Annotated in this window: 11 protein-coding genes; 8 read left to right on the forward strand and 3 right to left on the reverse strand. The window is 33.3% G+C overall.

Translation table 11 applies throughout. The features are described 5' to 3' along the window. Window position 1 precedes the first annotated feature (1 nt). From ASE21_RS09210 to ASE21_RS09235, 6 genes are all read left to right on the forward strand, one after another. On the forward strand, window positions 2-1,996 hold the full coding sequence (locus ASE21_RS09210) for a DUF3857 domain-containing protein (RefSeq protein WP_057122292.1): 1,995 nt from the start codon (window positions 2-4) through the stop codon (window positions 1,994-1,996). A gap of 2 nt (window positions 1,997-1,998) precedes the next feature. Then, window positions 1,999-2,325, forward strand: a complete 327-nt coding sequence (locus ASE21_RS09215; RefSeq protein WP_057122293.1) for a nucleotide pyrophosphohydrolase — start codon at window positions 1,999-2,001, stop codon at window positions 2,323-2,325. 98 nt (window positions 2,326-2,423) lie between these two features. Beyond that, window positions 2,424-3,653 carry a 3-phosphoshikimate 1-carboxyvinyltransferase gene (locus ASE21_RS09220; RefSeq protein ID WP_057122294.1) on the forward strand — a complete coding sequence of 410 codons (1,230 nt, stop codon included), beginning with the start codon at window positions 2,424-2,426 and terminating at the stop codon, window positions 3,651-3,653. Between the two features lie 419 nt (window positions 3,654-4,072). Beyond that, window positions 4,073-5,122 carry a tRNA preQ1(34) S-adenosylmethionine ribosyltransferase-isomerase QueA gene (queA, locus tag ASE21_RS09225; RefSeq protein ID WP_057122295.1) on the forward strand — a complete coding sequence of 350 codons (1,050 nt, stop codon included), beginning with the start codon at window positions 4,073-4,075 and terminating at the stop codon, window positions 5,120-5,122. Window positions 5,123-5,286: 164 nt separating this feature from the next. Further along, complete coding sequence (kynU, locus tag ASE21_RS09230; protein ID WP_057122296.1) at window positions 5,287-6,564, forward strand: kynureninase; 1,278 nt, start codon at window positions 5,287-5,289, stop codon at window positions 6,562-6,564. Window positions 6,565-6,896: 332 nt separating this feature from the next. Then, window positions 6,897-7,334, forward strand: coding sequence for a YMGG-like glycine zipper-containing protein (locus ASE21_RS09235; protein WP_057122297.1), 438 nt, complete (start codon window positions 6,897-6,899; stop codon window positions 7,332-7,334). A 57-nt stretch (window positions 7,335-7,391) separates the two neighbouring features. On the opposite strand, the gene ASE21_RS09240 is transcribed toward ASE21_RS09235, so the two are convergent. Continuing rightward, window positions 7,392-9,203 (reverse strand): hypothetical protein, encoded by a 1,812-nt coding sequence (locus ASE21_RS09240; RefSeq protein WP_057122298.1) that lies wholly within the window; start codon window positions 9,201-9,203, stop codon window positions 7,392-7,394. Between the two features lie 219 nt (window positions 9,204-9,422). Here ASE21_RS09240 and ASE21_RS09245 point away from each other — a divergent pair, with 219 nt between their 5' ends. Next, a complete protein-coding gene (locus tag ASE21_RS09245) occupies window positions 9,423-9,737 on the forward strand; it encodes a GIY-YIG nuclease family protein (RefSeq protein ID WP_057122299.1) in 315 nt (104 codons plus the stop codon). A gap of 111 nt (window positions 9,738-9,848) precedes the next feature. Here ASE21_RS09245 and ASE21_RS09250 read toward each other — a convergent pair whose 3' ends face one another. After that, window positions 9,849-11,405: a hypothetical protein gene (locus ASE21_RS09250; protein ID WP_057122300.1), complete on the reverse strand. Its 1,557-nt coding sequence runs from the start codon at window positions 11,403-11,405 to the stop codon at window positions 9,849-9,851. Window positions 11,406-11,519: 114 nt separating this feature from the next. Between ASE21_RS09250 and ASE21_RS09255 the strand changes: the two genes are divergently transcribed. Then, the gene (locus ASE21_RS09255) at window positions 11,520-13,907 is read left to right on the forward strand and encodes a penicillin acylase family protein (RefSeq protein ID WP_057122301.1); all 2,388 of its coding nucleotides are present in this window, start codon (window positions 11,520-11,522) and stop codon (window positions 13,905-13,907) included. Window positions 13,908-14,026: 119 nt separating this feature from the next. On the opposite strand, the gene ASE21_RS09260 is transcribed toward ASE21_RS09255, so the two are convergent. After that, on the reverse strand, window positions 14,027-14,476 hold the full coding sequence (locus ASE21_RS09260; protein ID WP_057122302.1) for a hypothetical protein: 450 nt from the start codon (window positions 14,474-14,476) through the stop codon (window positions 14,027-14,029). Window positions 14,477-14,479: the final 3 nt, after the last annotated feature.

Here is a 14,479-nt window from a genome sequence, read left to right on the forward strand (position 1 = left end):
AATGAAGCTTTCAAGTTTACCAATAATTTTTTTACTGCTTTTATTTACCATCAAAGTTCATTCACAAAATTATCAATTAGGAAAAGTTACGGTTGCTGAACTTCAGGAAAAAGTACATCCGGCAGACAGCAGTGCTTCTGCGGCAATTTTGTTTAAAAAAGGAAGAACCTATTTTACTTATAACAGAGAGGTTGGTTTTTCTGCAAATCATGTCTGCGAAGTCAAAATTAAAATTTATAAGAAAGAAGGTTTAAAATGGGCCGATCAGAAAGTTCGATTTTATATTGGATATGAAAATCTGAACGAAGACCGTTTGGAATTTTCTGATGCTGTAACGTACAATCTTGAAGATGGTAAAATCATCAAAACAAAACTTGAAAATCAAGGTTCGTTTAAGAAAAAAATTAATAAATACTGGAAAGAAAAAGCCATTACACTTCCTAATGTAAAAGCTGGTTCTGTAATTGAATATAAATATGTTTTAAAATCAGAGAATATTGTCAAATTTCCTGATTTTGATATTCAATATGAAATTCCGGTAAATTATTTTTATTACAAAACAGAACTCCCAGAATTTTATATTTATAAGCCCATTTTAATTGGAGGTATTCCGCTTGAAACAGAAAGTAAATTTGTTAATGGAAACCAGACATTTGAAAATGAATACAATCAGACGAATTCGCTTTCATACCGCCAAATTGATGCTTTTTATTCCGGCAAAAACATTCCGGCAATAAACGAAGATGAACCTTTTGTAAATAATATTGAAAATTACAGAGGCCAGATTAAACATGAACTGGAAAGAGTCCGTATGCCCGATCAGCCCGTTAAAGATTATACTTTGACATGGGAAGGAGTGGCAAAAACTATTTTTAAAGAAAATACTTTTGGAAAAGAACTCAATGAAAATAAGTTTTTGATTGAAGATGTAAAAAGATTAACAGGAAACGTTGAATCGCCAAACGAAAGATTAAATCTTATTTTTACCTATGTTCAGAACAGAATGAACTGGAACGAAATAAATGATTATTATACAGATAAAGGAGTTGTAAAAGCATATACAGAGCAGACAGGAAATGTTGCCGAAATAAATTTTATTTTGATAAGCATGTTAAGAATGGCTGGTATTACTGCAAATCCGGTTTTAGTAAGTACTGTCGAAAACGGACTTCCGGTTTATCCCACCAGAACAGGTTTTAACTATGTTATTGCCGCTGCTGAAATCGATGGCAGACAAATTTTATTAGATGCATCACATAAATATACAGCACCAAATATTTTGCCTTTGAATGTCTTAAACTGGAAAGGCCGATTAATAAAAAACGACGGAACTTCTATAGAAATAGATTTAGAGCCTTCAATTCCATCTAAAGAAAACTTTATCCTGATGGTTAAAATAGATAATGAAGGAAAAATGAACGGACAAGCGAGAATTTTACGTTCAGATTATGATGCCTATCGGTTTAGAGTTGAAAATAATACCAAAACACAAGATACTTATTTAGAGAAATTTGAAGAACAATTAGGGAATTTGAATATTTCAAATTACAAAATAGAAAATCAAAAATCAAATATAAAAGATCCTGTAATTCAAACCTTCAACTTTAATTCAAATAGTCAGTCTGATATAATTGACGGAAAAATATTTGTAAATCCACTTTTGTTTTTTACCCGTACAAAAAATCCTTTTAATCAGGAAGTAAGACAAATGCCAGTTAGTTTTGGATATAAATCTCAGGAAAAATATAATATCAATATTGAAATCCCACAAGGATATACGGTAGAATCCATGCCGGCAAAAATTAAAGTTGCTGCAGAAAACAATGATTTAGTTTACACACTTAATTTTTTTAACGACGGAAACAAAATCCAAATTAGTTGTACAAATGAAATTAACAGTAGTATTTTTGCAGCGGAGCAGTATAAAGGTTTGAAAGATATTTTTCAAAAAATTATTGCAAGTCAAAATCAAAAAATTGTCCTAAAAAAAATATAATCATGGATTTGAAAAATGCACAGCTGGATGTTGATACCTGGATAAAACAACACGGTGTTCGCTATTTTAATGAATTAACCAATATGGCACAGCTTACAGAAGAAGTAGGTGAAGTTGCCCGAATTATAGCACGTCGTTACGGCGAACAATCTGAAAAAGAAAGCGATAAAAATAAAGATTTAGGGGAAGAATTAGCAGATGTTGTTTTTGTTGTTTTATGTTTAGCGAATCAAACCGGAATTGATTTACAGGCAGCTTTTGATAAAAAAATGGATTTAAAATCGGTTAGAGATAAAGATCGCCATAAAAACAACGATAAATTGAAATAATTGTGAAATTTCAGCATTGATTTTGATTTACGGGCGAGGAGTGGTAAATTGCGGGCCTGGATTATGTTACTCATAATTTACAACTCATAACTAATATCATGAATTTAAAATTAAGAACGAATTCACCATTTACAATTGATGATTCGCAGCTAAATATAACAGGTTCCAAAAGTGAAACGAACCGATTATTATTATTAAAAGCTTTATTCCCCAATATAACTTTAGCCAATACTTCAAACTCAGACGACAGCGAAGTTATGCAGAAAGCATTAATTGGCAATGATGAAATTGTTGACATCCACCATGCCGGAACAGCAATGCGATTTTTAACAGCCTATTTTGCTGTAAACGAAGGCAGAGAAGTGGTAATGACTGGTTCAAAGAGAATGCAGGAGCGTCCCATCAAAATTTTGGTTGATACTTTAAGACAGTTGGGAGCTGAAATATCATACGAAAAAGAAGAAGGATATCCGCCAATCAGAATTAAAGGAAAAAAAGTAACCGCTTCGAAAGTTACTTTGGCAGCAAATGTAAGCAGCCAGTATATTTCGGCACTCTTATTAGTCGCCTCAAAACTAGAAAATGGTTTAGAGTTGACATTAGAAGGAGAAATTACTTCGATTCCGTATATCAAAATGACTTTGGCTCTGCTGACTGATTTAGATATTAAAACCAGTTTTGAAGGCAATGTAATTAAAGTTTATCCTAAAGATGCTGTGGAATCAAAAGAAATGGTTGTCGAATCTGACTGGAGCTCGGCTTCTTATTTCTTTAGCCTTGTGGCTTTGGCCGATGCTGCAAAAATAACTTTAAGCAGTTACAAAGAAAACAGTCTTCAGGGAGATTCTGAATTAGTTTCTTTATATGAAAAAATGGGTGTAAAAACCATCTTCCAAAACAATAAAATGACTTTGGAAAAAATTGCCGGATATAATTATCAGGATGTAAATTTTGAATTAAACAATACACCAGATATTGCACAAACAATCGTGGTGACTTGTTTAGGTTTAGGAATTGGATGTCATTTAACTGGACTTCATACTTTAAAAATCAAGGAAACAGACCGATTAGAAGCTTTAAAAATTGAACTTACCAAACTGGGCGCAAACATTTCTGTAACAAATGATAGCTTAACATTACTGCGTTCTGAAAATATAAATCATGATGTAAAAATCGGAACTTATAATGATCACCGTATGGCAATGGCATTTGCTCCACTAGCAATAAAAGTGCCTATTATTATTGAAGATGCCGGAGTGGTTTCTAAATCATATCCTGATTTTTGGAATGATTTAAAAGCGCTGAATTTTCAAATTTCAGAATTATAGTTTTTTTGAACCATATAAGTTACATAAGTTCATTTAAATAAAAAGTTAATATAAAGCTTGATCAATATAGCCTCTGGTTTCAACCAGAGGTTTTTTTGTGGATGAGTTTTGCTCTGGCCTCAAAGTTTGTCATTTCGACGGAGGAGAAATCTCTGCAAGTGGCTCCGCAACGAAAATCAAATCTTTGTCGAGTTTCTCGCGGAGATTTCTCGTTCCTCGAAATGACAATTATGCGAAATAGTTTTTTTTAGGTAAAAAAACATTTTTAAGGCTTCTGAAAACATCAGTAAATCAGGGACTTTTGAAAATAAACGTCAAAACACTTGACAACGCCTATCTCACAATCGTATATTTGCATCCGATTTAAAATTTTAGGTAAATAAATCTAAAATCTACACTTTAAAATCAACAATCCAAATATGAAATTATCACACTTCAATTTCAATTTACCGAAAGAACTTTTAGCTGAATTCCCGGCAGAAAATAGAGATGAATCTCGTTTAATGGTAATTGATCGTCAAAAACAAACAATAGAACATAAAATGTTTAAAGATGTTATCAACTATTTTGATGACGGAGACGTTTTAATTCTTAACAATACAAAAGTTTTTCCTGCACGTTTGTATGGAAACAAAGAAAAAACAGGAGCAAGAATTGAAGTTTTCTTGTTGAGAGAATTAAATTCAGAACAAAGACTTTGGGACGTTTTAGTTGATCCGGCGAGAAAAATCCGTATTGGAAACAAACTTTATTTTGGTGATGACGATTCGTTAGTTGCTGAGGTAATTGATAACACAACTTCTCGTGGAAGAACTTTACGTTTCTTATACGATGGTTCTTATGAAGAATTCAGAAACAAATTGACAGAACTTGGAGAAACTCCAATTCCTAAATACATCAACAGAGATGTGACTCCGGAAGATGCTGAAAGATACCAGACTATTTATGCTAAAGAAGAAGGAGCTGTAGCAGCGCCAACGGCTGGTTTACACTTCTCAAAACATCTTTTGAAAAAATTAGAAATCAAAGGAGTAAATTTTGCTGAAGTTACACTTCACGTAGGTTTAGGAACTTTCAACCCGGTTGAGGTTGAGGATTTATCTAAACACAAAATGGATTCTGAAGAATTGATTATCAATCAAAAAGCCTGCGATATCGTAAATGAGGCAAAAGCAAAGAGAAAGCGTATTTGTGCAGTTGGAACAACTTCTATGCGTGCAATCGAAAGTTCTGTTTCTTCTGCTAATACTTTGAACCCTTACGAAGGATGGACAAATAAATTTATTTTTCCTCCACACGATTTTAGTATTGCAAACTGTATGATTACCAATTTCCATACACCAAAATCAACATTATTAATGATGATTTCTGCTTTCTGTGGACATGATTTAATGAAAAAAGCATACGAAGAAGCGATCAAAGAAGGATACAAATTCTATTCTTACGGAGATGCAATGTTAATTCTGTAATTTGAATTATTATATATCAAGCCCGACAGGTTTTCAAAACTTGTCGGGTTTTCTGTTTTATAATGGTTTCACTTTCAAATTGTCAATATAACGTGAAACTTGAAACGTGAAACCTCAAACAAAACAAACAAATTTTGTTATTTTAGCATCCAAAACAAAAAACAATGACTTTTCAAAATACACGCGAATTCGCGAAACAACTTGATGCACAAGACGCATTAAATCATTATCAGGAACAATTTATTTTTCCGAAAGTGAACGATAAACGCGTTATATACTTTACCGGAAATTCTCTTGGATTACAGCCAAAGCGTACCAAAGCTTATATTGATGAAGTGATGAACGACTGGGCACAATTAGCTGTTGAAGGTCATTTCTATGCCGAAAAACCTTGGTGGGATTATCAGGAAAGATTTGCAGAACCACTGAGTAAAATTGTAGGCGCACTTCCGTCTGAAGTTACCGTAATGAATACTTTAACTGTAAATCTTCATTTATTGATGGTTTCGTTTTATCAGCCAAAAGGAAAGCGTTATAAAATTATTTGTGAAGAAAAAGCTTTTCCATCAGATCAATATATGTTTCAGAGCCAGGTTCATTTTCATGGTTACAAACCAGAAGATGCAATTGTAGAAATTAAACGCAGAGAAGGAGAACACAATATTCGTCTTGAAGATGTTTTAGCAAAAATCGAAGAAGTAGGTGATGAACTGGCGTTGGTTTTAATTGGTGGAGTAAATTACTATACAGGTCAGGTTTTTGACATAAAAACAATTACTGCAGCCGGACAAAAAGCAGGTGCAAAAGTGGGCTGGGATTTAGCGCACGCTGCAGGAAATATCAAACTGGAACTTCATGACTGGAATGTCGATTTTGCCGCATGGTGCAGTTATAAATACATGAACTCAGGACCAGGAAATGCTTCTGGGGTTTTTGTTCACGAAAAACATCATAACGATCCGGATCTGCCAAGATTTGCCGGCTGGTGGGGACATAATAAAGAACGCCGTTTTAAAATGGAACCCAACTTTGATCCCGTTCATGGGGCAGGCGGATGGCAGATTAGTAATCTTCCGGTGTTGTCTTTAGCGCCCTATCTGGCATCTGTAGAAATGTTTGCTGAAGTTGGAATGGATGCTTTAGTTGCAAAGCGTGATCACATTACCTCTTATCTTGAATTTATTCTGCACGAAATTGATAAAGAAGTTGCAGGTAATTTTGAAATTATCACTCCCGCAAACCCGAAAGAAAGAGCTTCGCAGTTGTCTGTTTTCCTGCACGGAGAAGGAAGAAGTTTATTTGATTATTTAATGAAAAACGGAGTAATTACAGATTGGCGTGAACCAAACGTAATTCGTCTGGCACCAGTTCCGTTATATTGTTCTTACGAAGACATGTATGACTTTGGACAAATTTTGAAAAAAGGAATTTTAGGAAAGTAGGATAAGGCGCAAAGTTTTTTCCATAGCCCCTAGCTTCAGCTAGGGGAAATAATAGAAATAGGAAAGGCTTTTAGCCAAACGATAAAGTTTGGCTAAAGCCCTTTTGTTTGTATTTATGCTTTCATCCAGCCAGAACTGGACACTATTGAATTTAAAATAATAAAACCTAGCGTTTCTGCGCCTTTGCGAGATTAATTCACCAAAATTAAAATCGAAAAATTCTACGTAAAAACAAATAATCTTCTAATCTTATAACGTTTTTAAAAAATTCTGTAATAACTAATATAGCAGATATTCCGTATTTTGTAATATAAATTTAAAAACTAAAGATCATGAAAGGCTTATATATTTTATTTGCAGTAATAATGATGACTTCTTGCCAGAATCAAAGCAAAGAAGATCTAAATAAAGCCAAACAAGCCAGTATTGATTCAATGAAAGTTGAAATAAACAAGCAGCGTGTAATAGATTCAATGAAGACTGAAATGGCCAAAATAAAAGACGAGCAGAAAGTTGAATCTCAAAAAGAACAAAAAGTTGTTGTGGTGCATCAAAATGACGGAACCGCTGCTGCAACTGCGACTCCTGCTAAAAAGAAAGGATGGAGTGCAACTGCTAAAGGTGCTGTAATTGGTGCCGGGGTAGGTGCTGCAACTGGTGCAATTGTCAGCAAGAAAAAAGGTGAAGGAGCTATTATTGGTGGTTTAGCCGGTGCTGCTTTAGGTACAGGAACAGGTGCTGTTATTGACAGCAAGAAGAAAAAAGAGTAGATTTTAACCTTTACATATAAAAGAACGCCGATTTAGAATTCTAAATCGGCGTTTTGTTTAGGTTAATTCCAGTGTTGGAATTTTGATTGCATTTAATTCTGATTTATAAAAATCAAATTGGGTCTTGATTTTTTCCTTTTCTTTTTTAAAATACAATGTCGATGAAAAAAGGCGCTGATAATATTCAATTCCTTCTAAAATATTTGATTTAAAAGAATTCCATTTTTTAAGTTGATTTGCTGTTGCTTCTCCCGATAATGTTTCAATTTCATTTCTGAAATAATCAACATACATTTTTAATTCTTTTACAAATAAATTTGGTCGGTCATTCGTTCTTAAAATGGATTTTCCTTGATAAATATGCTGAATCATTTCTGTTAAAGAAACTTCCTGATCAAAATAAGCTAAATTTGGCCCGGGGCAAATCACAACTCCTTGTGCCTGGCCTTTTATTTTGATGTCATTTTCAAGATATGAAGCATTGGCCAGACCAACGCATAAACATGATTTTTCTGTTATCCTGATTTTGTTTTTTTCAAATGCATCGGCGGATAAAGTGTCTTTTATGTTTTCTAATTCTGCTAGTTTAATATCCTGATATTTTTTAGATGCCGTGCAAATACCATGCGGATCGTATTCTTTACTTAATGCTAAAAATTTCTTTGGGCATGAACTTCCGGCTTTATTTTCCTGAATTCTTCTTTGTTTTAAAAACTCGTTAGTTGTGCCTCTTAAAGTATTAAATGGAACTCCCAGTGGTGAAATATTGCTCAGGTAAAAATCATCTTCTTTAGCGTTCATCAATAATTTTCGCGTTTCCTGATCTACAGAAGTTGCTTCTGGAACTAACAAAAAAGGAGATCCCCAGCCAACAGAATCTACATTATATTCGTCTAATAAAAATTCATGTTCTTCTGCAGTTCCAACGCCGCCCTGAACTGTGATTTTTATTGCTAAAGGATTTTCCGGAAAAGCCTGATTTTTTAGCTGTAAAGCTTTAATCATCAAATCATGGGCTGATTGTATAAGCTGCTCTTTTTTTTGTTTAAATTCTTCTAAAATAGTGCCTAATAAAAGGCCGTCAGTTGCAAATGCATGACCGCCGCAGTTTAGTCCGGATTCAATTCGGTATTCGGAAACCCAAAGTCCTTTTTTGGCGAGGAAATTCCCCTGAATCATCGCCGATCTGAAGTCACTTACTTTTAGAATGATTTTCTTTTTAAGTTCGTTATTTTCATTCGGAAAAAAATCTTTAAAGTTTTCAAAATATCCAAACAATCTCGGATTCATTCCTGCCGAAAGAACTACGGAAGATTCTAAATTGCTGTTTGCAAAACCCCTTAAAGCAGCATGAGCATCATTAAATTCGACTGGAAGCTGTTCCTTTTTTACAAAATTATCTTTGTCAAGCTTCGTCATGATGTTAACGTCGATTTCGCCCGGAAATAGATGAGATTCAATGTAATTTTGAATGTTTTCTTTAAATGTGATTCCATCATTTAATAAATTCTGAAATCCTTTTTTAATATCAGATGTATTGGGCAGGATTGACATGAAGTTTTCCAGCGCAGTTTTGCTTTCAGCTAATTCAGTTTTGAAATTTTCAAATTTTTTTTTGACAATTTTATCAACCAAATTTAAGTAAGAGGTAATTCTTTCTGCCCGATAATCATGAAATTTCTGGGTAATTTCTTCGTATGGAATGTTGAATTTAGTGCTGTAAAAGCTGCGCATTTTCTCAATCAAATCATCATCAGCAAGTGCGATAACAGATGAAATTCCATATTGGGCTACACGTATTGGACTGTCAATTGTGTATGCAAGGCCCATAACAGGAATATGAAAAGTATGGAGAGGTATTTTTGCCATTTGTTTTTCAGATTAAAATAAAGGCAAATATGGAAAAAAGGATTTTTTTAAAACCTGATAATTGTCAGGTTAAAAATTATAAATGGGGTTTTACAATCTTGTCATTCCGAGGAACGAGGAATCTTCGCAAGTAACTCTACAAAGTATTAATCACTATTTCTCTAAGTAAGAAAATATTTCTTTTTATTTTGCGTTTCGAAGAAAATAATCAATTAAGCAATGCAATTGTCAGAAGGTTATCACACCTATTACATTTATATCATCACGAATAAATTTAAAACCGTATTTTACACTGGAGTAACAAATAACTTAAGAATTCGCTTAAATAAGCATAAAGAAAATATATCTGATGAAAACAAAACCTTTGCTTCGAGATATAATGTCCAATTTCTTTTATATTATGAAAAGTTCACTTGGATTCAAGAAGCGATTATGCGTGAAAAAGAGATTAAAGGCTGGACTAGAGGCAAAAAGTTAGAATTAATTAAAACTATTAATCCTGATTTAGATTTTTTAAATTATGTCTTTGCGTAAGATTATTGAATTGAAAATCTTTGCTGAGTTTCTTGCGAAGATTCCTCGTTCCTCGGAATGACAAAGATTGTGCGTTATTCATGCAATTCGTGCAATTTGCGGCAAAAAAAATTAAATCAAAATTTTCTTTAAAGATTCGGCTATGCTGCGCCATAAAAGATTATAAAATGATTTTTCCTGAATTCTTTCAACTTCAACATCTGCTGTTTTGGTTTTGTCATTTGAATCGTTCTTAACCAATAAATTAACAATTGCAGATTTAAGCTTCGCTTCTTTTTCGGGATGCTTTTTTTTGTATAATTTGACTTTAAGATCATCATAATCCAGAGAAGCATTTCCTTTTGAAATATTGTCATTTCCGTAGAAATTAAAACGATATTTATTAAAAGCTCCCGTAAATGTAGCATTCATGTAAGGTTTGCTAAACTGACCCATAGCCCTGACATCAAAATTTGAAATCACCCCCTGAATATGAAAACTGTCTTTTTTGTCGAGAACATTAAAATTCCAGTTTACATTTAAAGGAGATGTTTTCATAAAAATACAGTTCACTTTAATTTTTACGTCTTTAGTTTTTTTCAAACCAAAACCACTGCGCAGATTTAATGCCTGCAGGTTGAAACGGTCAAAATTCAAAACTCCGGGACCTTTAGAAAAATCAATTTCTTCTTCGTAAACCAATTTTGATTTTAAAACCTGCAGCGTATCAATTTGAAGAGGGAATTTAATATTTCGTAATAAATGATTGTAAAGATATTTTTTGCTTAAATCATCTTTTGGCATTTTTCCACGGTAGATATTAGCATTAAAATGATTGATTACAACCGAATTGGCCTTGAAGAAAAAACGGTCATTTTTAAATCCCCAATCCATTTTTGCAATTTGTGCCGAATCAAATTTTAAGGTATAAATATCTTTTTCCTTATCTAATCGTTTTATAAAATCTCTTCGGCTAAATTGAGGCAGATTAGAAAAATTATTGATTTTTAAAAAGTTCTTTTCAGTGCTTATTTTTCCAATATTGATATGATAAAAAGCACTTGCACGATAAAATAAGCTATCAATAACCAAGGCGTAACTTTTATATTGCAGCGGAATTTTTTCTTGTAATGTGGCGTCTGTCAGGAGAATTCCTTCTAATTTCAGAATTATTTTTTTAATGCTCAGAATTGGTTTTTCGCTGTCTAGAGAAACAACATCAATAGTTCCGTCATTTAAATAAATGTTAGAAACAGCTATGATTTTGCGAAACGGTTCAAAGATTTCACTTTTAATACTTTTGCTGTTGTTCAATAATTTTTCGCCTTTTTTATATAAAATGACGCGGGGTTTATTAATGATAATGCTTTCAGCCTGAATAACATCGCGAAAAGCAAGATCCCAAATATTAAAATGTTTGATTGTAATAGATTCTATTTTAGAAAAAAGACCATTTTTGCTGTCTTTAGGCTGGTTTTTCGGACTTACTAATAATGTCTCTGCATAGATGTTTCTTGAAAAAAGCGAAACTTCAATTTTTTCATAATTGATATTATATGGCGTCTTGTTATTTTCATGAACAATAATCGGAAGCTGCTTTTTAATCCAGTAATTCAGTCCAATATTGGCGAAAATCACAAGTAGAAAAAGGGAAATTACTCCAATCGCTATTTTTTTATATATTGACATTTATAGTATTGTTTAAATACATAAATTTAGGCTTTTAAAAAGGATGATTTTTACATTATTCCCCTTTTTGATTACATCATTTTAGAAACATTACGCTTTATACTTTTTCAAAATATGAAAAGATTAAAAAAAATCCTGCTGGTTTTATTGGTACTTGTTGTAGTAATTGGAATAGGTTTATGTGCTTATATTTTTCATTTAAAGCCCAAATATGAAGGAGAATTAGAAATAAAAAATCTTGAAAAAGAAACTACAGTATATTTTGACGAATATGGCGTTCCCCATATTTATGCAGATTCTGAAAAAGATGCAATGACGGCACTTGGATACGTTCATGCACAGGAAAGATTATGGCAGATGGAATTGCTCCGCAGAATTGCTCCGGGGAAATTATCAGAAATTTTTGGTTCTGTAGCACTTAAAAATGATACGTTTTTTGCCGGAATTGGTATTGAAGAAGCTTCGGCGAAAGCCATTGCCAAATTAGACAAAAATAGTAAGAGTTATCAACTGACAATGGCTTATCTGGATGGAATTAATCAATATCTTGAAGAAGGAACAACACCAATTGAGTTTACATTGGTTGGAGTGAAAAAAGAAAAATTTACCATAAAAGACGTTTATAATATCTTTGGTTATATGTCTTTTAGTTTTGCAATGGCTCAAAAAACAGATCCTTTACTAACCGATATCCGTAATAAATTCGGAGCCGCTTATTTGAAAGATTTAGGAATTGAAGGCGAATTTAACACTACGCAGCTTAAAAGCTCCAAGGAAAATATTGAGGATTATACCGCGGTTTCAAAATCAATAACGGCATTGCTGGACAAATCGCCAATTCCGCCATTTATAGGAAGTAACAGCTGGGTTGCGGGACCACATAAAACAAAAAGCGGAAAAGTAATTTTTGCAAATGATCCGCATATCGGATTTTCGCAGCCGGCAACCTGGTATGAAGCGCATATCGTAACTCCGGAACATGAATTGTACGGCTGTTATCTCGCAGGAACTCCGTTTCCGTTATTAGCACATAATCGGGATTATGCCTATGGTTTAACGATGTTTGAAAATGATGACATTGATTTTTATCAGGAAAAAAATAAAACCGGAGATTCCAGTCAATATCAAACACCAACAGGTTTTGCAAAGTACGAAATCAGAAAAAAAACCATTAAAGTAAAAGATACTTCAGATGTTGTTTTAACCATAAAAACAACCCGTCACGGACCTGTTATGAATGATTTGCTGGAGAGATTAGATCGTAAACATCCAATTGCAATGATGTGGACTTATACCCGGCAGCCAATTCAAATTTTAGATGCGGCTTATGGTCTTTCTCATTCTAAAAGTAAAGAGGATTTTAAAAAAGCTGCAAGTTTAATTGCTGCTCCGGGATTAAATGTAATGTATGGCGATGCCAAAGGAAATGTGGGCTGGTGGGCAACAGGAAAATTGTATAAACATAACAAAGGTGTAAATACGCATTTAATTTTAGACGGTTCAGGTGGAAAAGATGATATTACAGAATATTTAGATTTTTCTAAAAATCCATCGGCTGAAAATCCAAAATGGGGATATGTTTATTCTGCTAATAATCAGCCGGAGGCAGTTGATGGTTTTTTATATCCGGGATATTATCTTCCGGAAGACCGTGCAAAAAGAATTTCGAATCTAATGGATGCAAAATCTGATTGGGATAAAGAAGCAATTAGTAAAATGATTTACGACAATACTTCGGTAGTTGCTGTTGAAACGGTTAAAAATTTAATTTCAAATACGGATCTTAATTCTGCTTCTGCAGAAGAAAAAGAGGCGATTAAAGTTTTAAAATCATGGAAAGGAACAACAAACCTTGAGGATGTCGCGCCAACCATTTATAACAAATGGGTTTACCTGTATTTAAAAAACACTTTTGAAGACGAAATGGGCGAAGATAATTTTAATTTGTTTTTAGGGATTTCTGTTGGAAAACAAGTTATTGCGAATCAGGTTAAGAATGAAAATTCGGTTTGGTGGGATAATATCAAAACCAAAAATATAAAGGAAACCAGAAAAGAGATTGTTTCAAAATCCTTTCATGAAGCTGTTTCAGCTCTTAAAGAACAGTTAGGAAATACAATTTCTGACTGGAAATGGGGGCAAGTACATACGGTTGAACACGAGCATCCATTAGGAAAAGTAGCTGCACTTCGTGGTTTATTCAATGTTGGGCCTTTTGCTTCGCCTGGTTCAAATGAAGTAATTAATAATTTATTTTTCGGTTTAACTGATGAAGGAAAGTATTATGTAAAAGGCGGTCCTTCGACCAGAAGAATTGTAGATTTTTCAGACATTGAAAACAGCTGGAGTATTCTTCCAACAGGACAATCCGGAAATCCTTTCAGCAAACACTACAGCGATCAGGCCGAAATGTACAACGCCGGAAAATTCAGAAAAATGAAACTGAACAAAGACGAAATTATAAAGACTTCTACGAAATTGGTTTTGAAACCGAAAAAGTAGGTTGTTTTTAAGTTTCAGTTTTCAGGTTGCGAATCTTTGTCAAAGTTTTAAACTTTGACAAAGATGTTGAAACTTTTAAAAAAAAACTTAGAGCCTTAGTTCTTAGAATCTTAGCCGCTTTATTTAGCAATATACTTTCCCTTAACAATATCATTTGCAAAAATGTTAAGGTTATTGGTAAGCACTTTGCTGGTTGTCATAATATTTTGTGTTTGATAAGCCGTATCTTTCTCGTATGCTTTTAATAAAGTCTCCAGTTCAACTTCGTCATAAACAACAAACAAATTGTAAATCGCATCTCTAAAATTCTTGTAGTTGATACTTTCTGTAATTTCCATGGCTTTTTGTTCGTTCCAGCCTTCTTTTGCCGATGTTTCGTTTATTTTAGATAAGCAAAAATCAATTACATAGTTTTTGTAGTGCGCGGCTTCGACAATTTTATCTATTATAATTTTATTTTGCTGCGAAGGCATTTTCGGAGTCGGAAAACTGGTTTGAGAATTAGAAATAGCCGGAATAAAAAGACATACCAGCAAAGCCATAAAAAAGTGCTTTTTTAGATTTTTCATAGG

This window comes from Flavobacterium sp. Root901 (assembly GCF_001429765.1).
Classification (GTDB): domain Bacteria; phylum Bacteroidota; class Bacteroidia; order Flavobacteriales; family Flavobacteriaceae; genus Flavobacterium.